The sequence below is a fragment of the Pantoea sp. X-Soil-OKNW-556 genome (assembly GCF_059730695.1).
The window spans coordinates 2,606,306-2,628,043 of the sequence record NZ_AP035990.1 but is presented as its reverse complement, the minus strand read 5'-3'; the positions used below and the strand labels follow the sequence as shown (position 1 = coordinate 2,628,043).

The 21,738-nt window shown below is 51.2% G+C and carries 19 protein-coding genes and 1 tRNA gene; 10 read left to right on the top strand and 10 right to left on the bottom strand.

Annotated elements, in window-relative coordinates; translation table 11 throughout:
* Nucleotides 1-60: 60 nt before the first annotated feature.
* Both AC6I8T_RS12315 and AC6I8T_RS12310 read left to right on the top strand, forming a co-directional pair.
* A complete protein-coding gene (locus AC6I8T_RS12315; protein ID WP_497833910.1) occupies nt 61-3,195 on the top strand; it encodes a TipJ family phage tail tip protein in 3,135 nt (1,044 codons plus the stop codon).
* Nucleotides 3,195-4,151: a hypothetical protein gene (locus AC6I8T_RS12310; RefSeq protein ID WP_497833909.1), complete on the top strand. Its 957-nt coding sequence runs from the start codon at nt 3,195-3,197 to the stop codon at nt 4,149-4,151. The genes AC6I8T_RS12315 and AC6I8T_RS12310 overlap by 1 nt, the downstream gene beginning before the upstream one ends.
* Here AC6I8T_RS12310 and cor read toward each other — a convergent pair.
* A complete protein-coding gene (cor, locus tag AC6I8T_RS12305; protein ID WP_497833908.1) occupies nt 4,140-4,364 on the bottom strand; it encodes a phage exclusion lipoprotein Cor in 225 nt (74 codons plus the stop codon). The two genes, AC6I8T_RS12310 and cor, sit on opposite strands and share 12 nt — an antisense overlap.
* Nucleotides 4,365-4,526: 162 nt before the next feature.
* Here cor and AC6I8T_RS12300 point away from each other — a divergent pair, with 162 nt between their 5' ends.
* Entirely contained in the window at nt 4,527-5,489 is a 963-nt protein-coding gene (locus tag AC6I8T_RS12300; protein WP_497833907.1) for a hypothetical protein, read from the top strand.
* A 10-nt stretch (nt 5,490-5,499) separates the two neighbouring features.
* Entirely contained in the window at nt 5,500-5,919 is a 420-nt protein-coding gene (locus tag AC6I8T_RS12295) for a tail fiber assembly protein (protein ID WP_497833906.1), read from the top strand.
* Nucleotides 5,920-6,309: 390 nt separating this feature from the next.
* On the opposite strand, the gene AC6I8T_RS12290 is transcribed toward AC6I8T_RS12295, so the two are convergent.
* A tRNA-Ser gene (locus AC6I8T_RS12290) sits at nt 6,310-6,397 on the bottom strand.
* Nucleotides 6,398-6,642: 245 nt separating this feature from the next.
* Between AC6I8T_RS12290 and phoA the strand changes: the two genes are divergently transcribed.
* Entirely contained in the window at nt 6,643-8,049 is a 1,407-nt protein-coding gene (phoA, locus tag AC6I8T_RS12285) for an alkaline phosphatase (RefSeq protein WP_208724131.1), read from the top strand.
* Between the two features lie 58 nt (nt 8,050-8,107).
* Here phoA and AC6I8T_RS12280 read toward each other — a convergent pair whose 3' ends face one another.
* The 4 genes from AC6I8T_RS12280 to pth all read right to left on the bottom strand — a co-directional run bounded on the left by AC6I8T_RS12280 (nt 8,108) and on the right by pth (nt 12,373).
* Nucleotides 8,108-8,530 carry an NUDIX domain-containing protein gene (locus tag AC6I8T_RS12280; protein WP_021182904.1) on the bottom strand — a complete coding sequence of 141 codons (423 nt, stop codon included), beginning with the start codon at nt 8,528-8,530 and terminating at the stop codon, nt 8,108-8,110.
* Between the two features lie 23 nt (nt 8,531-8,553).
* The gene (locus AC6I8T_RS12275) at nt 8,554-10,233 is read right to left on the bottom strand and encodes a hypothetical protein (protein ID WP_497833905.1); all 1,680 of its coding nucleotides are present in this window, start codon (nt 10,231-10,233) and stop codon (nt 8,554-8,556) included.
* A 349-nt stretch (nt 10,234-10,582) separates the two neighbouring features.
* Nucleotides 10,583-11,674 carry a redox-regulated ATPase YchF gene (ychF, locus tag AC6I8T_RS12270; protein WP_021182906.1) on the bottom strand — a complete coding sequence of 364 codons (1,092 nt, stop codon included), beginning with the start codon at nt 11,672-11,674 and terminating at the stop codon, nt 10,583-10,585.
* Nucleotides 11,675-11,785: 111 nt separating this feature from the next.
* On the bottom strand, nt 11,786-12,373 hold the full coding sequence (gene pth / locus AC6I8T_RS12265; protein WP_013509510.1) for an aminoacyl-tRNA hydrolase: 588 nt from the start codon (nt 12,371-12,373) through the stop codon (nt 11,786-11,788).
* A gap of 263 nt (nt 12,374-12,636) precedes the next feature.
* Between pth and ychH the strand changes: the two genes are divergently transcribed.
* A complete protein-coding gene (gene ychH / locus AC6I8T_RS12260; RefSeq protein WP_021182908.1) occupies nt 12,637-12,912 on the top strand; it encodes a stress-induced protein YchH in 276 nt (91 codons plus the stop codon).
* Nucleotides 12,913-12,914: 2 nt separating this feature from the next.
* Here ychH and AC6I8T_RS12255 read toward each other — a convergent pair whose 3' ends face one another.
* Nucleotides 12,915-14,084, bottom strand: coding sequence for a GGDEF domain-containing protein (locus AC6I8T_RS12255; protein WP_036624938.1), 1,170 nt, complete (start codon nt 14,082-14,084; stop codon nt 12,915-12,917).
* Between the two features lie 306 nt (nt 14,085-14,390).
* Between AC6I8T_RS12255 and AC6I8T_RS12250 the strand changes: the two genes are divergently transcribed.
* The gene (locus AC6I8T_RS12250) at nt 14,391-15,698 is read left to right on the top strand and encodes an IS4 family transposase (protein WP_303465395.1); all 1,308 of its coding nucleotides are present in this window, start codon (nt 14,391-14,393) and stop codon (nt 15,696-15,698) included.
* Nucleotides 15,699-15,745: 47 nt separating this feature from the next.
* Here the strand turns inward: AC6I8T_RS12250 and prs are convergent, their stop codons facing one another.
* From prs to lolB, 3 genes are all read right to left on the bottom strand, one after another.
* Nucleotides 15,746-16,693, bottom strand: a complete 948-nt coding sequence (gene prs / locus AC6I8T_RS12245) for a ribose-phosphate diphosphokinase (protein ID WP_021182910.1) — start codon at nt 16,691-16,693, stop codon at nt 15,746-15,748.
* Between the two features lie 138 nt (nt 16,694-16,831).
* Nucleotides 16,832-17,689, bottom strand: coding sequence for a 4-(cytidine 5'-diphospho)-2-C-methyl-D-erythritol kinase (gene ispE, locus AC6I8T_RS12240; protein WP_497833904.1), 858 nt, complete (start codon nt 17,687-17,689; stop codon nt 16,832-16,834).
* The gene (gene lolB, locus AC6I8T_RS12235; RefSeq protein ID WP_021182913.1) at nt 17,686-18,309 is read right to left on the bottom strand and encodes a lipoprotein insertase outer membrane protein LolB; all 624 of its coding nucleotides are present in this window, start codon (nt 18,307-18,309) and stop codon (nt 17,686-17,688) included. The genes ispE and lolB overlap by 4 nt, the downstream gene beginning before the upstream one ends.
* A 217-nt stretch (nt 18,310-18,526) precedes the next feature.
* On the opposite strand from lolB, the gene hemA reads away from it, so the two are divergent.
* Genes hemA through prmC form a run of 3 tightly spaced genes read left to right on the top strand, consistent with a single transcriptional unit; the run spans nt 18,527 to nt 21,734 of the window.
* Nucleotides 18,527-19,783 carry a glutamyl-tRNA reductase gene (gene hemA, locus AC6I8T_RS12230; protein ID WP_208724135.1) on the top strand — a complete coding sequence of 419 codons (1,257 nt, stop codon included), beginning with the start codon at nt 18,527-18,529 and terminating at the stop codon, nt 19,781-19,783.
* A gap of 35 nt (nt 19,784-19,818) precedes the next feature.
* Entirely contained in the window at nt 19,819-20,901 is a 1,083-nt protein-coding gene (gene prfA / locus AC6I8T_RS12225; protein ID WP_208724136.1) for a peptide chain release factor 1, read from the top strand.
* Nucleotides 20,901-21,734, top strand: coding sequence for a peptide chain release factor N(5)-glutamine methyltransferase (gene prmC / locus AC6I8T_RS12220; protein ID WP_497833903.1), 834 nt, complete (start codon nt 20,901-20,903; stop codon nt 21,732-21,734). The genes prfA and prmC overlap by 1 nt, the downstream gene beginning before the upstream one ends.
* Nucleotides 21,735-21,738 lie beyond the last annotated feature (4 nt).

The following is a 21,738-nucleotide window of genomic DNA, read 5'->3' as shown; positions in this document are numbered from 1 at the left end:
ACAACAAATCATTCTTTTTCAGGGCTGCCTCAGGGCGGCCCTTTTTTATGGGGCGCTCACATGAGTTCTGGCGGCGGCGGTGGCAGCACACCGAAACTGGTTGATGACAATCTAACATCAAAACAATTTTACAGGGTACTGGACTTGCTGTCAGAGGGGCCGATCTATGGACCGGTTGATCAGACTTACCTGTCTTCGTTCATGCTCAATGACACCCCTGTCACTGATTCCAGCGGTAATGTGTCAATTAACGGTGTCAGTGCCGCTTGGCGTCCCGGTAGCCTGACTCAGACGGCGATCACCGGATTTGACACCATTGAGGCAACAACAATTGTTAATACTGACGTGACTTATGACACTCCCCTTGTGCGTACTGTCAGTGATGAAGATGTCAGCCGGGTTCGTATGAATATTGGCGTGTCAGCGTTGGTTGAGCAGGACTCAAAGGGCAACCAGAAAAACACGTCGGTCACAATGGTGATAGAGACCCGCACCGGTACGGCGGCCTGGTCGACTGCTAAAACTGTGACCATTACGGGGAAAATCTCGGGGGAGTATCTGGAAGCGCATCTGATTGACGCGCCGGAAACCAAACCGTTTGATATTCGCCTGCGCAGAATTACCGCTGACAGCACCAGCGATCTCCTCAATAACGGCACCGTATGGAACAGCTATACGGAAATCACCGATGACAGCTTGTCGTACCCGTATACCGCTATTGCCGGGTGTGTTGTTGACCGCGACCAGTACACAGACACACCAACCCGCACTTATCATCTGCGCGGTCTGATTGTTGATGTGCCGGATAATTACGATCCGATTGCACGTACTTACACCGGGATCTGGACCGGTGGATTCAAGTCGGCATGGACAAATAATCCGGCCTGGCTGTTTCGTGCGCTGGTGAAAAACACACGGTATGGCCTGGCTAAATATGCGGGCTATGTCGATGTGGATGACGGCACACTATACATCCTGTCTCAGTTCTGCGATCAGGAAGTTGATGACGGCTATGGTGGTAAAGAGCCGCGCATTACGATGAATGCATACCTGACTGATGCCTCCAGCGCCCGCGACACCCTGGATAAGATTGCCAGTGCGTGCCGGGGCATTGCACTCTGGGACGGGATGCGGTTATCGATGATTATCGATAATCCGGCGGACCCGGTTGCTGTTGTGACCAATGCCAGCGTGGTTGACGGTAAATTCACGTACAGTTCGATGAAGCGCAGCGAACGATTTAACGCTGTTGTCGTCTCGTGGACAGACCCGAACAACGGCTGGAGCGCGTCGAAAGAATATGTTTCTGATGATGAGCAAATCAGCCTTTATAACTACAACGAAACGACACTGGAGGCGTTCGGTTGTACGTCCCGTGGTCAGGCCGTGCGGGCCGGAAAATGGCTGATTGAGTCCTGCAAGCGTGAATACCGTAAGGTTTCATTTCAGATGGCGCGCGATGCTATTGCTTTCATGCCAGGCGATATTATCGAGGTTGCGGATAACAACCGCGCCGGAACGCGGCTGGGTGGCCGGATAATGTCGCACAGCGGTGCACAAATTACCGTTGACGCTGATGTGACCAGCCTGGCCGGTAGCGGTGACTCGATGTCGATCATGGGGGCTGACGGGAAATTTGCTAAACACACTATTTCAGCGGTGAACGGTTCAGTTATCACGCTTTCCGCTTCACCGGCCTGGGTGCGTGACGGTACTGTGTTTGCGATTTCAACGGGGCAGGTGGCAACGCAGCTTTTCCGGATCATGGGTATCACGGAAGATCAGAACAATTCAACTTATACCATCTCAGCAACCCGCCACGACCCGAACAAACAGGCGGTGGTAGATGAGGGCGCTGTATTTGAAACGCCCAGCGATACGCTGAATGCATACCGCGTGCCTAACGTTGAAAACCTGACCATCATTAACACCAACTCTGAGACCGTCCAGGTCACGGCGAAGTGGGAAACCGCAACCACCACCAAAAAGCTGACGTTTGAACTCACGGTCTACACTGAAGCCGGTGCGGTGGTGAAAAGCTACGAGACTGAGGCGTTCACCTATGATTTTTATGGGCTGGATGCGGGGAGCTATACGCTGGGGGTTCGTGGCCGCAACAGTAATGGTATGAAGGGCGTGGAAACGCAGGTCAGTCTGGTGATCGGCGCGCCGTCTGCGCCAACCTTTATCCAGTGGACGCCGGGGATCTTCTCTGCTGATATCGTGCCGGTGATGAATGTCACTGCAACCACAGATACCTCTTTCGAGTTCTGGTACACCGGTGAAGTGCAGGCCAGTAGCGTTGCTTCGATTGAGGATGAAGCGCAGTTCCTCGGTCGCGCGTCTCAGTGGACTCTTAACGGTCTCAAAGCAGACACGACCTATTACATGTATGTGCGCACCAAGAATGCCTTTGGTGTGTCTTCTTTCGTGGAAGCGTCAGGGCAGGCATCTTCTGATATACCCGGAATGATTGACCTTATTGACCAACAAATAAGGGAATCAGAAGCATTTGAAAACCTCACCACGCAAATTGATACGAACATAGAAGGAATGCTTCAGAACGCTCTAAATAATAATGCCTCAGTCGATTATCAGTTTGCGGTCAATGGAGAGATCAAAGCCCAGGTTATTGTCATCACAACCACCATTGCTTCAGTTAACCAGGCGATGGCCGAACTTGAAACTCAGGTTCAGGCAGAGATTGGGGATCTGAATGCAGCCGTTAACGAAAAACTCACCGCAACCGTAACTGACAATGGAACGGCGAAAGCGTCATACACGCTTCAGGTCGGTATAACCCGTAGTGGAGTTTATTATAGTTCTGGCATGGCAATAGGTATTGAGCCATCAGGCAGCAGCTATAAATCCACAATTGCATTTAATGCCGACCAGTTCGGGATTTACACAGGAAGTGATGCTGGAAGTTATCAGCTGGCGTTTGCTGCTTTGAATGGTCAGGTATTTATCAATGATGCCTTGATAAATTATGCCGCAATAACTCTTGCAAAGGTTGGCTCTTGGTATTCTTCAAATTATGTCGCTGCCACGACAGGAACAATTATGAAATCAGATGGTTCATTTGAGCTTAATGGTGCGGTGTCCGGGCAGGGTCGATTTGTTGTAGATAACAAAGGTGCAGCCTGGTATAACGCAAGTGGACAACTTGTTTGCTCAATGGGGGCTGTCCGATAATGGCTGATGGATTTACAGCTTATATTGATGGAACAACATATGACGTTCTTAATTCGATGTCGTTCAACTTTGTGGTCGATATCATTACCGTCTCCGGGTCCGGAAGTAAAACGTACAGCTTGCCGGGCTTCTCCCTTACAGCGGCGATTTTAGGTGGTCGCACAACTTACGGCAGCAGCCAGATAACGTACGGCACATCGGTATCAGGGCAAACAGTAAGCTGGTCAGGCGTTGACACGGTATCTAAGGTTATCGTGATCGCCACCGCCACGACAATTGGCAGTTATTCAGGGTTCGTACTGAATGACTATAGTGTGAATCCGCCTGTGTTCAAAATTGCGCCGCCATTTACCCCGTTCAATCTTGCCCAGGTTATTGACCTCACGCCGACTGGCGGGCAAATCCTGCAAACGAATGTGCCTGCGTCAATGCCCTTTATAGCGTTCCATCGTTCTACGAGCGCATCAGGGTTTAACAATGTCTGGTGGACTGAAATAACGCAGAACGGGTATTGGGCGTTGGAATTCAGAGGCAATTTTGGATCAGCAATGTCTGCTACTCGTATCTATGTTTTCTCAAAGATGATGGTGAATACACCGGCGGCGGGATTCTTCATGTATGACAACGGGCAGATTGTCTGGCACCAGAACTGCCTGCCCCTGAAATTGACCGTGGGTTCAACCACTACCTCTGATGTCCCGGTTGCAATTACCAGCGGCGTTTCAGTAGTAGTGGCGATACCCGTTACTGGGAACTCAGGTTACGTAAGGTACAACTGTTATAGCGCCGGATTTAATATATCCGGCACAAGCAAGTATGAGGCGCAAGGGGGGAATACTTATAATCAGGTATCCTATGATAATGAACAGGCACCTTATCAGTATTCATGCAGCCCTCCGGCTTATATTGAAACAAATGTGTACGATACCTACTACCATCAGGCATTAGGGGTTTAGCCGATCACACTCAGATGTGTCAATAAACTGTGATTTATCTGTCCATGTGTAAAAAGGATATCCGGCAAGGTATCGGCCATTTTCTTTCTTGAAAATCGGAATGTCATAACTATGGTTTGATATCTTGGCTTTATTGCTACATATCGGCGGGGTCGATGATGCACATCCAGAGATTCCGATTGAAATAAGAATTATGCTGATGAGTTTGTTCATGGTTATTTCCTTTTTTATGTGTATGGATAATCGAATCACGAATTTAATTAATGATTAAGTGAATAAAAGAGATCGATAAGATCGATTTATTTTCTTGAGGCATTCTAAATGTCGAATAATAACCGGCCGCAGCGTCGGTTTTTTATTGTCCGGAGATAATATATGCCAGCAGGCACTATCACTTTAACTAATGGGTCAACTGCGGTTACGGGTAGCGGAACAGCTTTTACAACTGACGTGGCGGTTAACGGGTTCATCGTGGCGACCATTGGCGGTACGGCGTATACGCTGGGGATCAGCGCAATAACAAGTGATACTGCGCTGACATTGACGCAGGCATACACCGGTCCGACAACATCGGATGTTTCATTTGATTATGTTCCGTTAGCAACGCTGAACCTGATAACGTCTGCGCTGGCTTCTCAGGTTACTTACGCCATTCGCGGGCTGAACCTGGACAAAGCAAACTGGCAACAGATTTTTACTGGCACCGGTAATGTCACCATAACTCTACCGGATGGCACGAGCTGGACAGGCCCGGCATGGAACGGAATTATCGACCTTCTGAACAGTAAGGCGGACACAACCGATCTTAATGATTACGCGAAAAATGGAGCAAACGGCGATATCACTTCGCTGAGCGGATTAACAACCGCGATGAGTATTGAGCAGGGCGGCACAGGGGCTAAAACGGCAGAGTTGGCGCTCTCAGCGCTCGGTGGTTACCCTAAGTCAGGCGGGGCATTGAGCGGCGCGATTTCCTTTGCGGCCGCAGCGAATGCCAGGCAAAGCCTTTTAAATATGGGAGTGCAGGGCACAAACGTCAGATTGGTTATCCCTATCTCCACCACTCAGGGACTGATGATCATTACATCAGCGGCGGCCCCAACTTCAAACGCAGCTGGAGAGGGTACGGTGTCTTTCCCTGTTAGTTTTGCTTCTGCGCCAGCGAGTGTTGTGGTTTCCAACGGAAATGGCGCAGCTCTTACCGCAGGAGATATACAGGTTATTAACACACCGGGTGCCGGTGGGTTCGATTTCAGATTAAGGAACTTCAGCGGCGCTGTTATTGCGAACACTACGGTGCAGATCAACTACACAGTTATGGGAATCGTTAACCTGTAAGGAACGGATAATGACCTCGATCACCTATTATTACGACTCAGCCACAAAAGCTTTCTTTAGTAGCGAATTCCCCGGAACTATCACGGCAAATGGATTTACCCCAGAAACTCTGACTGAGATTAGCCTTGATGACTATGAAGCCTGGTTCAACCCGCCAGCGGGCAAATCCATTGCATGGGAAGACGGGAAACCGGTACTTATTGATACTCCGGGAGTGGACTATGTTGCTGTCGCCGAACAGACGCAGCAGGCTCTACAGGCAGAGTCTCAGCAGGCCACTTACTCACTTAACCTTAAATTAATGATGGGACGGACATTAACTGATGCAGAGGAAGCTACTGTTAACGCCTGGCTTGACTACAGTGACGCGCTTAACGCCCTCGACCTTTCAAAAGCCCCTGATATTGACTGGCCCATGAAGCCAGCATAAAAAAAGCCCGCACTCCGGGACGGAAAAAACGCGGGCAAGTACTAGCATTGATAATCGGTTTCCGGCATGTCGGTGTGGCATGCCGTAAGATCATTATAGCAGAACACGGTGAGGGCAAAGCACTGGACGAGGTTACGGCGATTGGCGTTCAGACTTGGGGAGCGATATCGGGTCATGATGACAACAGGCCGACAATTTAAGAAATATTGTGTTTCAATTAGACACAAACAGAAAAGCCTCGGGGATTAACCAGAGGCTTTTTCTTTGCATCCAAGATGCGCGTGCATTTCGCGTGCACTTTTTTTTACTGCTTTTGTAGTTCCGTTGTCTTCATGTAGTCTCGGAAGTCAGTCTACATGCGGTGTTGTCCACCTAACGTCCTACTAATGATGGCGGTGAGGGGGGGATTCGAACCCCCGATACGTTGCCGTATACACACTTTCCAGGCGTGCTCCTTCAGCCACTCGGACACCTCACCACATTTTGTTTGCCAACCTCAGCGGGTCAACGGGGCGCTACTATAGGGAGTTAGCTGAAAAGGGTCAAGCTCTATTTTCTCCTTTTTTTCTATTCGCTTAAGCTCTGAGCGGATTGCATTAGCCTTGTTCGTTTTGCCGATCCTGTCATCAAAATATTGCGTGTCAGTCACAAAAGTGTCACGGCATTGTCGCAGACTTGTCAGCGGAAACATTTGGTTATATTTGTGAATAAGGATGCTTATAAATGAAAAAGATACCTTTGATTACGGTTCCGCTTATCACCTCATTGTTCGCGACGGCAGCACTTGCTGATGCAACCAGCTACTCGCGTGCCGCCACCGGTGACCTGACTCAGCATGGTGGTGCGCGTCGCCTGACCGGTGATCAAACGGAGGCGCTCAAAGCTTCTCTGAGTAACAGTACGGCAAAAAATGTCATTTTGTTGATCGGTGACGGCATGGGGGACTCAGAAATCACTGCTGCACGTAATCAGGCAATGGGCGCAGGTGGCTTTTTCCCCGGGATTGATGCCTTACCTTTAACCGGTCAGTACACCCATTACTCGCTGGATAAGAAAACCCACAAACCGAACTACGTCACGGATTCAGCAGCGTCTGCGACCGCGTGGGCCACGGGGACCAAATCCTATAATGGCGCAATTGGCGTCGATGTGAATGGGAAAGACCAAACCACGCTGCTGGAACTGGCGAAAGCTGCCGGTAAGGCCACCGGTAACGTTTCAACTGCGGAGCTACAGGATGCAACGCCTGCGGCGTTGATCGCTCATGTCACTTCACGTAAATGCTATGGCCCGGAAAAAACCAGCGAGCTATGCCCGAGCAACGCGCTGGAGCAGGGTGGCAAAGGTTCCATCACCGAGCAGATGCTGAAAACTCGTGCGGATGTCACGCTGGGTGGTGGCGCTAAATCCTTCAGCGAAGTGGCGAAAGCAGGGGAATATCAAGGCAAGACTTTGCGTGAGCAGGCTCAGGCACTGGGTTTTCAACTGGTGGACAACCTTGACGGTATGAATGCGGTCCAGCAGGCGGATCAGAACAAACCGCTGCTGGGGCTGTTCTCGGAAGGTAATATGCCGGTGCGCTGGCAGGGGCCGAAAGCCAGTTATCACGGCAATATTGATAAGCCGGTAGTCACCTGTGAAGTGAATAAGGATCGCCCGGTCAGTACGCCAACACTGGCGCAGATGACCAAAAAAGCGCTGGATCTGTTGAGCAAAAATGACAAGGGCTTCTTCCTGCAAGTTGAAGGTGCCTCCATTGATAAACAGGATCATGCCGCTAATCCTTGTGGGCAAATTGGTGAAACCGTTGACCTTGATGAAGCGGTACAACAGGCACTGACTTTTGCTCGCGAGCATGGCAATACCCTGGTCGTGGTGACGGCAGATCACGCGCACAGTAGCCAGATCGTAGAAAATGGTACCAAAGCACCAGGCTTGACTCAGGCACTGAACACCAAAGATGGCGCGGTGATGACCATCAGTTACGGTAACTCAGAAGAAGATTCACAGGAGCATACCGGTACTCAGTTGCGTATTGCTGCCTATGGCCCGCATGCGGCGAATGTGGTTGGACTGACTGACCAGACGGACCTGTTCTTCACCCTGAAAGATGCGATGGGAATTAAGTAAGCTAATCCAGCCTAAAAAAATCCACGCGCAAGCGTGGATTTTTACGTTGGGAAAACAATTAACGCTGATGTGACAAATAGCAACGGATAGAGTGCCGACACTTTTCTGCCAGGTTTTTCGGCAGTTCATCAGATGAGAAAAAAGTCAGTTCATCGCTTTCACTGGGATCATTGATCATCACACCCGACCATTCATCAACCTGATAGAGAGCCGTTACGGCGTTGTCTCCCTCGTTGTACTCCTGGTTAAGGGTATATTCCGGCTCACAAAAAAATCCTAACAGTTGCATCCGATGTACATCAAGATTGGTTTCCTCCTTCACTTCACGTTTCACCGTTTGTTCTGGTGATTCCCCAGGATCCAACCAGCCGCCTGGTAAGCCCCAACTTCCATCCTTGCGCAGTTGTAACAGGATACGCGTCCCTGCCAGCAGTAATAAGCGGTGTCCAACCTGGCCGCGCATCTCTTCAATGTGGTTCACTTCTGTTTCCGTTCTGGCAACGATTAATCAATTGAGACTTCAACAGTCAGGTTGGCGCGCTCTTTTTTCCATATCAGGTTGCGATATTGCGAGCCAGCGATCACGTTGATGGTGTTATCTCCCTCTTTTTCACCAATTACAATCTGCTTAAAGATCTGATTGAACTCATTGGCTGCAAAAGGGGGCCACTTATAGCGATCCAGGTGTCCATCCGGCAGCTCAACCGTATGTTCCTCCAGCAAATTACCCAGGCTACTTTTTACCTTTATGGTAACTTTGCTACCTGAAGGTAAATCGGCTGCCAGCTTATTGCCAAAAAGGTCATGGTTTACCCAGGGATTTTCTGATGCAGTAAAAATCTCAGCTTTGACGGTTAAATGTTCCTGACTCTTTTTCCAGATTTTATTTTGCCAGGAGGTCCAGGGCATAATGGTGATATCATTATTAGCATCTTTAACGCCAATCTTGATTTTTTTCAGAGCATTGTTGAATTCATAGCCAGTATATTCTGACCAGCGCCAGCGACCCGTCATACTATCAGGAACCATCACTGTGTAATCTTCCAACATTTGCCCAGCCTGATCTTTTACCGTAATCATGACTGAACTGCCGGAGGCCAAATCACCAGTGTAAAGTTCGTCACCGAAAGGGTCGTTATTAACCCACATGTCCTCGATGGTAGTGATGACTTTTAAATTGTCCAGTTTGTTTTTATAAATCTGGTTTTCGAAGGATGAACCAGGCTTAACATTAATTTCACCCGTATTAATGTCCAGCATCCCAAGTTTAACTTTCTTTAAATTGCTATTGAAGATCGCCGCAGAGTATGCCGGCCAGGTCCATTTGCTGACGTAGTCTTTACCCACTTTTACTGTGTGTTTTTCCAGTTCTTTATTTTGACTGTCATATACGCCGATCGTAATGAAACTGTCAGGGGAAAGTTCACCATCGAAAAGAGCGGAACTATAGGCGTCGGTCGTAATCATACGTCGGCCAACGGTCGTTCTGAGATCATTACCAACCCATCCGTATTGATAATTCACTTTACCTGTGCACCTACCATACTCATGCGGGTAGTAAAACGATCCCTGTTTACCGGTTGCAGTGACATAGGGTGGTGAAACGGTAATTTGTGAAACTTCAGGTGTGTAACAGGTATCGACACTTTTATAATATTCAATCCAACCGGATTGAACTGACCTCAGTAACCCCGAGCCAGCAGGAAGTCGCCATGCACCGATTTGTGTTTCTGTTGTGCTGCCTTCTTCTTTGACGAAACCGTACCAGACGTTGACATCGTCACTCCCACGACGGACTTCAAACAGATATCTTTGCCCTTTTTTGATCGGGTATAACCTGGAACAACTGGCACCATAGCTACCATCAGCGCCCAGTCTACAGCGTTCACTGTCTACAACTTCAGTGCCGTAAACAAAAGAGGAAAACACGACTGAATATTGATCGGCAGTTCGCGGTTGCAGACCAATATAACCAATTGCGGTTGCACCCGTAAAACCAAATTGGTTTGCATAGTAATAACCTGGCGTTTCCGGAGCGGTATTAACTGTAAATGGGAAGGTCAGGCCGGTGATATTCGTTGCATCGAGAGTATAGTTCCAACCTGCCATTCCTCCTGGTGTAATAGAGGCAGCATTCCCTGCGAATGTCGCACAAAGCGCCAGGGCTAATAAATGGTGTTTCATGTTTCTCCGGTGTAAAAATAAAATATTGTAATTTTTTCTGTAGTTATTTTAATAAACTTCAGTTTTGGGTCTGGTTGCAGCTAAGCAAGGAATAAATATACCCTGCACTTCACTGAATAAAATTATCAATGTGTCAAAGGTAATAATTTAATTGATAATTAAGATATAACAATGTCGAAGAAGTGAAAATAGAGAGTGTTCTGGCGCGCGTTGAGAAAGTTCCCAGGAGTGTATTTCGTCAGTAAACTGCAATTGAAGATAATTGACAAACCGAAGTGGTATTGTTGAGTGAATAAAAAAGCCCATGCACAAGCATGGGCTTTTAATTAACGTCTGTTGCTGAAAATGATTAGACGTTAAACAGGAAGTTCATTACATCGCCATCTTTAACGATGTATTCTTTACCTTCAGAACGCATTTTTCCTGCTTCTTTCGCGCCTTGTTCACCTTTATAAGCGATGAAGTCATCAAACGCGATAGTCTGGGCACGGATAAAACCTTTCTCGAAGTCGGTATGGATTTTACCAGCCGCCTGCGGTGCAGTGGCACCGACCGGGATAGTCCAGGCACGAACTTCTTTTACACCCGCGGTGAAGTAAGTTTGCAGGTTCAGCAGAGTATAACCAGCGCGAATCACGCGGTTCAGACCGGGTTCTTCCAGGCCCATCTCAGCCATAAACTCCGCACGCTCATCATCTTCCAGTTCAGCGATATCGGATTCCACTGCGGCGCAAACTGGCACAACCACTGAACCTTCTGCGTCTGCAATCGCACGAACCTGGTCGAGATAAGGATTGTTCTCGAAGCCATCTTCGTTAACGTTGGCGATGTACATGGTGGGTTTCAGCGTCAGGAAGCTGAGATAACGAATAGCCGCTTTCTCATCAGCATCCAGATTCAGTGAGCGCAGCATCCCGGCATTTTCCAGATGCGGCAGACACTTCTCCAGCGCCGCCAACTCAGCTTTGGCGTCTTTGTCGCCGCCTTTGGCTTTCTTCTGTACACGCTGGATAGCACGTTCACAGGTATCGAGATCGGACAGCGCCAGTTCGGTGTTGATGATATCGATATCTTCCGCCGGGTTTACTTTGCCCGCGACGTGAATGATGTTCTCATTTTCGAAGCAGCGAACCACATGGCCGATGGCATCCGTTTCACGGATATTGGTCAGGAATTTGTTGCCCAGGCCTTCACCTTTAGAAGCACCTTCCACCAGACCGGCGATATCAACGAACTCCATGGTGGTCGGCACAACGCGCTGTGGCTTCACGATCTCGCTCAGCTGGTCAAGACGCAGATCGGGCATTGGAACGACACCGGTGTTTGGCTCGATGGTGCAGAACGGAAAGTTGGCTGCTTCGATACCCGCTTTGGTCAGCGCGTTGAACAGGGTGGATTTACCGACGTTCGGCAGGCCCACAATACCGCATTTAAATCCCATGATCTGATTACCTTTCTCGCTGAGTGTGCAGCGTTGACCGGCAACGCTGACGATTCAAAAAATTTCGCGCATTATACACAGATTTCCCGGTCTGCGGCGCGGGATTTGGCCTTAACCGGCTTTGAAGGCGTGCAGACGGTTCATTGCTTTAATCTTATCTTCTTTCAGCCACAGTTCCGTACAGCGCACCGCTTCATCTACGGCATCATCGATCAGCTTCTGTTCACTGGCAGGGGGTTTACCCAGTACAAATCCGGTGACTTTATTGCGGTCACCCGGATGACCAATGCCGACCCGTAAACGGTGAAAATTATTGTTGTTACCCAGCTTGCTGATGATGTCTTTCAGACCGTTATGACCACCGTGGCCGCCACCCTGTTTAAACTTCGCCACGCCAGGAGGCAGGTCCAGTTCATCGTGTGCCACCAAAATTTCCTCTGGCGCGATGCGGTAGAACGTCGCCATTGCCGCGACCGCCTTCCCACTCAGGTTCATAAAAGTGGTGGGTACCAGTAGCCGCACATCTTCGCCCGCCAGCGATAAGCGAGCGGTGTAGCCAAAGAATTTGGGTTCGTCTTTCAGAGACTGATTGTTGCGCTCCGCCAGCAGATCCACATACCAGGCACCTGCGTTATGGCGCGTAGCGGCATATTCCGCGCCGGGATTAGCCAGTCCCACAATCAGTTTAATGCTGCTCACGATGATTATCCTGTCTCGAAATCGAAAGGGCGTTAGTTTACTGCCTGGCAGGGGAGATGACAAAGGGCGCAGACACTGAATAGTGCCGCTACGTTATTTATCATTTTCTATCGAAATCAACCCGATAAGCGGTAAAGTTTCGTCAGGATTGTGAAAGATGTGTGATCATGCACGCATCTTAACCCCGGGTCATTGCCTAAACTTATAGCAAGTTAACGTTATGTGCTGTTTTTGGCATTACTAAAAAAGGATGGAGGTGAATTATGAAACGTCATCACTCTCGCTATATCGGTAATGGCCTGATGTGTCTCGGTTTACTCACCATGGTGCTTGGCGTCGGTTACTCGATCATTAATCAAATTCCTTCGCTAAATCTGCCGCAATTCCTGGCGCATGGCGCAATGTTTAGCATCTTTATTGGTGCGCTGCTCTGGCTGGTGGGTGCGCGTGTCAGTGGGCGTGAAAAAGTGGAAGACCGCTATTTTTGGTTGCGCCACTACGGTGATAAACGTTGTCGTCGTAACACGCATCACCCATAAGACTACACCAGCGTAGCCTGATTCAACGGCTGTAACTGTGTCAGATATTGTTCAGTACGGTTACGGCCGCTGGCTTTTGCGCGATACAACGCCTCATCAGCCAATGCCAGTAATGTCGGAAAGTGAAGTTCTTCCTTGCTGGCTGTTGCATAGCCGATACTGACGGTGTAGCTGATATTATCCGGCAGCGATAACTGCGTTGCGACGCGAATACGTTCACATACCAATTGTGCCTGCTCGCTGTCGCCGGGCAGGATGGCGGCAAACTCTTCACCTCCTAACCGGGCAAACTGCCCCTCGTCGGGCAATAACGCCTGGGCAATCTGGCAAAAATCAATTAATACCCGATCACCTTGTTGGTGGCCGTAACGATCGTTAATGCTTTTGAAATGGTCGAGATCGAATAATATCGCCGTGAAGGGTTGTTGTTGCCGTAAGCGTCGGGCGATGATTTTTTCCGCCTGCTCGAACAATGCGCGACGGTTCCACACACTGGTTAAGGGATCGTGCAGTGATGCCAGTTTATGGGCGATCTGGGTACGTTCATTGACCATCGCCAGAATCGTAAACGTCAGGCCAATAACGAACAGAATCGATTCCAGCATGACGTACACGGAAAAACTGGAACCACCAATTGCACCATGCACCGGGGTGGCAACGGCGTCATCAAAGAAAATTCGTGCGACGTGAAACAGCAAATGTATCCACAACAACATCTGCGCGGGCCAGAAGGTGACGGTGAGCGCGGCGCGTGCCCGCCACAGCAGCTGAATCAATGCGCCGGTGTAGATGATGCACAGCAGACAAACGACCAGAACGCGTTTTGGCAGACTGAAGTAAAACGCCGGGAAAATACACAGAATCGCCCATAGCAATGCCCCCGCCAGCCAGCTCATGCCAAGCGGTTTTTTACAAAACACCCGGAAAGCATTTAACAGGTTGCCATAAGCCAGCATCATCACCACATTACCCACCGCAATGGGCAGGAACTGTAATCCTGCGGCACGCAGGCTGCTCAGAAACACGGCGGTAAGGGTTAACACCAGCGTCAGAGTGGTGAAACCCAGTACCCGATCATACTGTGAGCCAATCCAGGCAAATACCATAATGATGCTTAAAAACCCCAGGACATAGAGCTCGCAAACAAAAAGTGTGTAGATGTCGAGAGCCATAGTGGTCGGAGTTCTCAAAAAAAGTGTGGTGAAAAATACCACTAAACCCTGGACGGCTAAAGTCCGGATAGTAGTGTTAGTTGAAAACAGTGAATGGCAACGCGAATAGCGAATTTTAACGAAAATTATCGCGAAAAAATCTGCGCCCGAAGCGCCTTAATCGGTAACTGAACTTAAACGTGTGGCAGGGAAATAAAACCGGGCCAGAGGTGGCCTAATGCCGATCAGTTAAGCATGAAATGATCGATTGAACGATCCTGTAGTTCTGCAAAAATCTGTAATCTCCCGGGGATTACGGATTTTTTTATGTTACTCAGCCAGGCTCTCGATACCGTCCTGAACTTTACGCCGAAAGAATTTTCTGCGCTTTCCGATCTGCTCTCACCCGAACTCATTGATGAATGTCTGGTTGATACCGGTGTCGTGACTCTGCGAAAACGCCGCCTCCCAATGGATATGATGGTCTGGGCTGTTACCGGCATGTCCCTGTTTCGTTCGCTTTCCATGAACCAGATTGTTTCTCATCTGGATATCGTGTTACCGGGTAAACGTCCTTTTGTCGCGCCCAGCGCCGTGGTGCAGGCGCGTCAGCGACTCGGTGAAGATGTTGTTCGTCTGGTTTTTGAGAAGTCCCGCCAGCTCTGGTTCGACAAAACACCCTTGTCGAACTGGAATGGTCTGACCCTGCTGGCCGTCGATGGCACGCTATGGCGTGCGCCCGATACGCCGGAAAACGATGCCGCTTTTGGACGAACGGCAAATATACACAGCCGCTCTGACTGGCCGCAGTTACGCATGGTCTGCCAGATGGAAGTGACCAGCCATCTGCTGTCAGGTGTGAGTTTTGGCAGTGTGACAGAAACCAGCGAAGTTGACCTTGCCGCCGGGCTGGTGAAACAGACTCCCGATAACTCACTGACTATACTGGATAAAGGCTTCTATGCGCTCGGCCTGCTGCACTACTGGCAGACATCCGGGACAGGGCGACACTGGATGCTTCCATTGCGTAAAGATGCAAAGTACCGGGTTCTGAAAAAGCTGGACAAAGGCCACGAGCTGGTAGAGTTCGACCTGTCGTGGCAGGCGCGCAAAAAATGGAAAGATGCGCCGGAGACACTGACGGCGCGGCTGATAAGCAAGCAGGTTAACGGGAAAACAGTACAAATCCTGACCTCGATGTGCGATGCGCGTCGTTATCCGAAGGCGGATATCGTTGAGCTTTACGGGTATCGCTGGGAAATCGAGCATGGCTTCCGGGAGATGAAACAGCATCTACTGAACAATGAACTGACGCTGAGAAGTAAAAAACCGGAGCTGGTGAGACAGGAGTTATGGGGCGTTGCACTGGCGTACAATCTCCTGCGCTTTATGATGGCGCAGATGGCTTACAGCCTGAAGAATGTGGAACCTTATCAGATGGGCTTTAAGCAGGCCGCGCTTTATCTGACGGGCCAGCTAAGCATCCTGCCCGCCGTAGCACCGGGAAAAATCCCGCGAATAATAAATGAAATAATGGAGATGGCAGGAAGCTTCGTGCTTCCGAAGCGAAGGCAGAGGCATTATCCACGGGCGGTAAAAAAGAGGCCGAAACGCTATGCGTTCCGGCATGACTGAGGCTTAACTGACAAGCATTAGGCCAGAGGTGGCCCGGTTTCGTTCGATTAATGCTCGAACATGGCTGAAATGGATTCTTCGTTGCTGATACGACGAATCGCTTCGGCCAGCATACCGGACAACGTCAAAGTACGTACGTTCGGCAGAGATTTCATCTCGTCAGACAGTGGGATGGTGTCACAGACAATCACCTGATCGATCACTGACTTGCGCAGATTTTCCACCGCGTTACCAGAGAAGATCGGGTGGGTGGCGTAAGCGAAAACGCGTTTCGCGCCACGCTCTTTCAGCGCTTCAGCCGCTTTGCACAGCGTACCGCCGGTGTCGATCATATCGTCGACCAGTACACAGTCACGGCCAGCGACGTCACCGATGATGTGCATCACCTGAGAAACGTTAGCACGCGGGCGACGTTTATCGATGATAGCCATGTCAGTGTCGTTAAGCAGTTTGGCGATGGCACGGGCGCGCACCACACCACCAATGTCAGGAGAAACGACAATCGGGTTCTCCAGACCAATTTGCAACATATCTTCCAGCAGGATCGGGCTGCCAAATACGTTGTCTACCGGGACATCAAAGAAGCCCTGGATCTGCTCGGCGTGCAGGTCAACCGTCAAAACACGGTCAACACCAACGCTGGAAAGGAAATCCGCGACTACTTTAGCGGTAATCGGCACACGCGCGGAACGCACACGGCGGTCCTGACGGGCATAGCCAAAGTAGGGGATAACGGCAGTAATACGACCAGCAGAAGCCCGACGCAGCGCGTCGACCATCACAACCAGCTCCATCAGATTATCGTTGGTGGGGGCACAGGTGGACTGGATGATGAAAATATCACCACCGCGTACATTTTCGTTAATCTGTACACTCACTTCACCGTCGCTGAAACGACCGACAGCGGCGTCTCCGAGGCTGGTGTAAAGGCGGTTGGCAATACGTTGTGCTAGTTCCGGGGTGGCGTTACCAGCAAATAGCTTCATATCAGGCACGAGAAGAACCTCAGGCTTTGCGTCCAGCGAATGAACGACGTTGCGATAACCGGCGAATATCGCAAAGCGTGTTCAGACAGGTGTGTTGATGCGTCGCGTGCTGTGCCTGGAACAGGGGTGACACAGTCACGCATACGCTTAAATCCCGGAAAGAGTACGCTGTAACGGCGAGACATTCAGCCCGCGCGCCACAAATCCTCGTATCCATTCCGGGGCAAGCTCCAGCACCTGACGAGCTTCGGATTCGGTGTTAAATTCAGCAAACACACAGGCCCCGGTCCCAGTCAGGCGCGACGGCGCGTATTCTAGCAGCCAGGAAACCAGCTCATCAACCTCGCGAAAACGTTTTCTTGCCACAGACTCACAATCATTGTGGAAAGGGCGCTGCAAAAGTTCATCAAGTGAGCGTATCGGTGAATCGCGCGTCAGTTCAGGATCGCCAAAAATGACCGGTGTGGCGATACTTACGCCAGGATGCGCCACCAGATACCATTTTTCATCTGGCTCTGCGGGTTGCAATTGTTCACCTACGCCTTGCGCAAAGGCGGCATGACCGCGAACAAACACCGGAACGTCGGCACCGAGTCGCACGCCAAGGGTTGCCAGCTCATCTACGCTAAGTCGCGTTTGCCACACATGATTCAGCGCCACCAACACCGTCGCCGCATCTGATGAGCCACCACCCAGGCCTCCTCCCATTGGCAGCCGCTTTTCCAGCGCAATCGCCGCACCGGCCTGGGGCGGTAACGTACCGCGTGCTTCAGCCGCATGCATCAGGGCATGAGCGGCACGAACGATCAGGTTGTGTTCATCCGGCACACCCGCTAACGGTGTCAACAGACGAATGTTGCCACTCTCATCCGGGGTGATGGTCAGCGTATCGCCGTAATCTAAAAACTGAAACAGGGTTTGCAGGTTATGATAGCCGTCAGGACGACGGCCGGTGATGTAAAGAAATAAATTCAGCTTTGCCGGGGCAGGCCAGGAGGTAATCATTGTACGGTCCAGCTATCCATCCGCAGCTTAATACGCTGTCCACCCTCGGTCAGCTCGAGATTGGCAGGCAGAGGAGGGGTAACTTTGCTGTCGTAATCTGAGATGGCTACGTGCCATTGCTGGCCGTTACGACTGTAATTCAGGCTCTGCAATTGATACTGGTCGTTTAACTGATAGTCGCTGGCATCGCCTGGCAGACCCATCATCCACTGACGCAGGTTGGCGAGGGGAATATCCATCCCGGTAAGCTGAGAAATCATCTTTTCAGCGTCATTGCTGACATAGCGTTTGCCTTTGTTATCGACCACCTGTACCACGGAACCCTGGGCATCAAGTTGTAACTCGGTGCTGCCCAGCGGATTGGTCAGCAGCAAACGATAACGGTCAGCGGCAGTTTGCTGCCAGTTAAAGCGGGCATACACCTTCTGGCGATCAGAAATATAGGCGAAGGCACCGCGTGTCTCATAATGGCTGACTTTAGCCACCGCCTGTTGATGTTGCTGCCACTGGGGTGCGGTGGTGCTTGGGCCTGGTCCCTGCGGTTTGTTGACGCTACAGGCAGCCAGCAATACGCTGGCAAGGGGTAAAAGGCGCAACAGCTTGCGCGAAGGCATAGGCATCACCTGGTCATCTCCTCAGACAGGTTTTTACTTCGTAACCGGTAACGCTAACCATCCGCATCTAAGCCGTCAATGCTGTTGTACCGATTATTGCGCACGATCAGTTTAATCTTATTACAGTCATAGGCTTTGTATGGCTTTTCTTGATCTGTGGCATCTTGTAGAATGCGCTTCACAAAACCCTGACAATAATTGGGATATCCCAACCAGAACCACCATGACGCTGCTCGCTCTCGGAATCAACCATAAAACCGCACCCGTTGCACTGCGCGAACGTGTTTCGTTCACGCCGGACACGCTGGATCAGGCGCTTAGCAGCCTGCTGTCCCAGCCGATGGTGCAAAGCGGAGTGGTGCTTTCCACCTGTAATCGCACTGAACTCTACCTCAGCGTAGAGCAGCAGGCCGATTTGCAGGAGAAGCTGGTGCGCTGGTTGTGTGACTATCACCAACTGCGTGAAGAAGATGTGCGTAAGAGCCTGTACTGGCATCAGGACAACGCGGCAGTCAGCCATCTGATGCGTGTTGCCAGCGGTCTGGATTCTTTAGTGCTGGGTGAGCCGCAGATTCTCGGCCAGGTAAAAAAAGCCTTTGCCGATTCACAACGTGGTCAGGCGTTGTCCAGTGAACTGGAGCGGATGTTCCAGAAAACCTTCTCCGTCGCCAAACGGGTGCGCACAGAAACTGAAATTGGTGCCAGTGCGGTATCTGTGGCGTTTGCCGCCTGTTCTCTGGCACGTCAAATCTTCGAATCTCTCAGCACGGTTAACGTGTTGCTGGTGGGCGCGGGCGAAACGATTGAATTGGTCGCGCGTCATTTGCGTGAGCATCATGTGCAAAAGCTGATGATTGCCAACCGTACGCGTGAACGCGCGCAGTTGCTGGCTGATGAGGTCGGGGCAGAAGTCATCGGGCTGGCGGATATCGATTCGCGACTGGCTGATGCCGATATTATTATTTCTTCCACCGCCAGCCCGTTGCCGATTATTGGTAAAGGCATGGTCGAGCGTGCATTGAAAGCCCGCCGTAACCAGCCGATGCTGCTGGTGGATATCGCAGTACCGCGCGATGTGGAGCCGGAAGTCGGCAAGCTCGCCAATGCTTACCTGTACAGCGTGGATGACCTTCAGGCGATCATTGAGCAGAACATGGCCCAGCGTAAAGCTGCGGCGGTGCAGGCTGAAAGCATCGTGGTGCAGGAAAGCGGCGAATTTATGGCCTGGCTGCGTGCGCAAAGCGCGGTCGACACCATTCGTGAATATCGCTCGCAGGCCGATGATGTACGCCTTGAATTGCAGGAGCGCGCGCTGGCCGCACTGCGTCAGGGAGCGGATGCCGAAAAAGTGTTGCAGGAACTGGCGCACAAACTTACCAATCGTTTAATTCACGCTCCAACCAAATCACTACAGCAGGCCGCGCGCGATGGCGACAGCGAACGCCTGCAAATCTTACGTGACAGCCTCGGTCTCGATTAGGCTGTCACGACCTTTTACGGGATACCCTCAATTACATGAAGACCTCTATTGTTGCCAAGCTGGAAGCTCTCCAGGAACGCCACGAAGAAGTGGAAGCCCTGCTGGGCGATGCTGGCGTGATCGCCGATCAGGATCGTTTCCGTGCCCTCTCGCGCGAATATGCGCAACTGTCTGATGTGACCCGCTGTTTCCGTGAATGGCAGCAGGTGCAGGAAGATGTTGAGACAGCGGAGATGTTGCTCGACGACCCTGAAATGCGCGAGATGGCGCAGGATGAACTGAAAACCGCACGCGAAAAGCGTGAAGTGCTGGAGCAGCAGCTACAGGTATTGTTGCTGCCGAAAGATCCTGATGATGAGCGTCCGTGCTTTGTCGAAGTGCGTGCTGGTACCGGTGGCGATGAAGCGGCAATTTTTGCCGGCGACCTGTTCCGCATGTACAGCCGTTATGCCGAGTCTCGCCGCTGGCAGGTGGAAATTATCAGCAGCAATGACGGTGAGCATGGCGGGTATAAAGAAGTCATCGCCCGTGTGACGGGTGATGGTGCCTATGGTCGTTTCAAGTTCGAATCGGGCGGTCATCGCGTACAGCGTGTGCCGGAAACCGAATCACAGGGGCGTATTCACACCTCGGCCTGTACGGTGGCGGTAATGCCGGAACTGCCGGAAGCCGAGCTGCCGGATATCAACCCCAGCGACCTGAAAATTGATACCTTCCGCTCCTCCGGTGCGGGTGGTCAGCACGTTAACACCACCGATTCCGCCATCCGTATTACCCACCTGCCGACCGGCATTGTGGTGGAGTGTCAGGATGAGCGTTCGCAGCATAAAAACAAAGCTAAAGCGTTGGCAGTACTGGGCGCGCGTATTCACGCGGCGGAGATGGCAAAACGCCATGAAGCGGAAGCGTCCACCCGTCGTAACCTGCTGGGCAGCGGCGACCGTTCGGACCGTATCCGTACTTACAACTTCCCGCAGGGGCGCGTTACCGATCACCGCATTAACCTGACCATCTATCGTCTGGATGAGACGATGGAAGGCAAGCTGGATAGCCTGATTGAGCCTATCGTGCAGGAATACCAGGCCGACCAGTTGGCCGCACTGGCTGGACAGGATTAATGGATATTCGCCACTGGCTGAAGCATGCCGTTGCCACCCTGAGCGGCGGCGACAGCCCCAAGCGCGATGCCGAAATTTTGCTGGCGTTTGTTACCGGCAAATCCCGTACCTGGCTGGTGGCGTTTGACGATACAGTGCTGGATGAGAACCAGTTACAACAACTGAATGTGCTCCTGGCTCGACGTGCGCAGGGCGAGCCGGTGGCGCATCTGGTGGGTGAACGTGAATTTTGGTCGTTACCTCTGCGCGTCAGCGATGCGACCTTGATCCCGCGTCCTGACACCGAGGTGTTGGTCGAGCAGGCGCTGGCTCATCTGCCGACCCGTGCCGCCACTCTCCTTGACTTAGGTACTGGCACCGGAGCCATCGCGCTGGCGCTCGCCAGCGAACGGCCTGATTGTCAGGTCATCGGGTGTGATCGTATCGCAGCTGCCGTGGCGCTGGCGCAGGAAAACGCGCAGCGTTTGCACATCAGCAATGCACAATTTCTCCTCAGCGATTGGTTCGACAATCTCACCCCGCAACGTTTTGATCTGATTGCCAGTAATCCCCCCTATATAGACGCTACCGACCATCATTTGCAGCAGGGTGATGTGCGGTTTGAACCGCTAAGTGCGCTGGTTGCCGATGAAGCTGGATTAGCCGATCTGCGGGTGATTATTGCAACGGCACCACACTGGCTGCTCGCTGGCGGTTGGTTGTTGCTGGAACATGGCTGGCAGCAGGGCGAGGCGGTGCGAGAATTGATGGTTCAACATGGCTATCAACAGGTCAACACAGTGGACGACTACGGCGGCAACCCGCGCGTTACACTTGGGCAATTTTTCTTATAAAGGA

Excerpts from the sequence above, each read along its gene's own strand:
- AC6I8T_RS12315 (WP_497833910.1), top strand. The coding sequence starts at position 61 with ATGAGTTCTGGCGGCGGCGGTGGCAGCACACCGAAACTGGTTGATGAC.
- AC6I8T_RS12310 (WP_497833909.1), top strand. The coding sequence starts at position 3,195 with ATGGCTGATGGATTTACAGCTTATATTGATGGAACAACATATGACGTT.
- cor (WP_497833908.1), bottom strand. The coding sequence starts at position 4,364 with ATGAACAAACTCATCAGCATAATTCTTATTTCAATCGGAATCTCTGGA.
- AC6I8T_RS12300 (WP_497833907.1), top strand. The coding sequence starts at position 4,527 with ATGCCAGCAGGCACTATCACTTTAACTAATGGGTCAACTGCGGTTACG.
- AC6I8T_RS12295 (WP_497833906.1), top strand. The coding sequence starts at position 5,500 with ATGACCTCGATCACCTATTATTACGACTCAGCCACAAAAGCTTTCTTT.
- phoA (WP_208724131.1), top strand. The coding sequence starts at position 6,643 with ATGAAAAAGATACCTTTGATTACGGTTCCGCTTATCACCTCATTGTTC.
- AC6I8T_RS12275 (WP_497833905.1), bottom strand. The coding sequence starts at position 10,233 with ATGAAACACCATTTATTAGCCCTGGCGCTTTGTGCGACATTCGCAGGG.
- ychF (WP_021182906.1), bottom strand. The coding sequence starts at position 11,674 with ATGGGATTTAAATGCGGTATTGTGGGCCTGCCGAACGTCGGTAAATCC.
- ychH (WP_021182908.1), top strand. The coding sequence starts at position 12,637 with ATGAAACGTCATCACTCTCGCTATATCGGTAATGGCCTGATGTGTCTC.
- AC6I8T_RS12255 (WP_036624938.1), bottom strand. The coding sequence starts at position 14,084 with ATGGCTCTCGACATCTACACACTTTTTGTTTGCGAGCTCTATGTCCTG.
- AC6I8T_RS12250 (WP_303465395.1), top strand. The coding sequence starts at position 14,391 with ATGTTACTCAGCCAGGCTCTCGATACCGTCCTGAACTTTACGCCGAAA.
- ispE (WP_497833904.1), bottom strand. The coding sequence starts at position 17,689 with ATGATTACCTCCTGGCCTGCCCCGGCAAAGCTGAATTTATTTCTTTAC.
- lolB (WP_021182913.1), bottom strand. The coding sequence starts at position 18,309 with ATGCCTATGCCTTCGCGCAAGCTGTTGCGCCTTTTACCCCTTGCCAGC.
- hemA (WP_208724135.1), top strand. The coding sequence starts at position 18,527 with ATGACGCTGCTCGCTCTCGGAATCAACCATAAAACCGCACCCGTTGCA.
- prfA (WP_208724136.1), top strand. The coding sequence starts at position 19,819 with ATGAAGACCTCTATTGTTGCCAAGCTGGAAGCTCTCCAGGAACGCCAC.
- prmC (WP_497833903.1), top strand. The coding sequence starts at position 20,901 with ATGGATATTCGCCACTGGCTGAAGCATGCCGTTGCCACCCTGAGCGGC.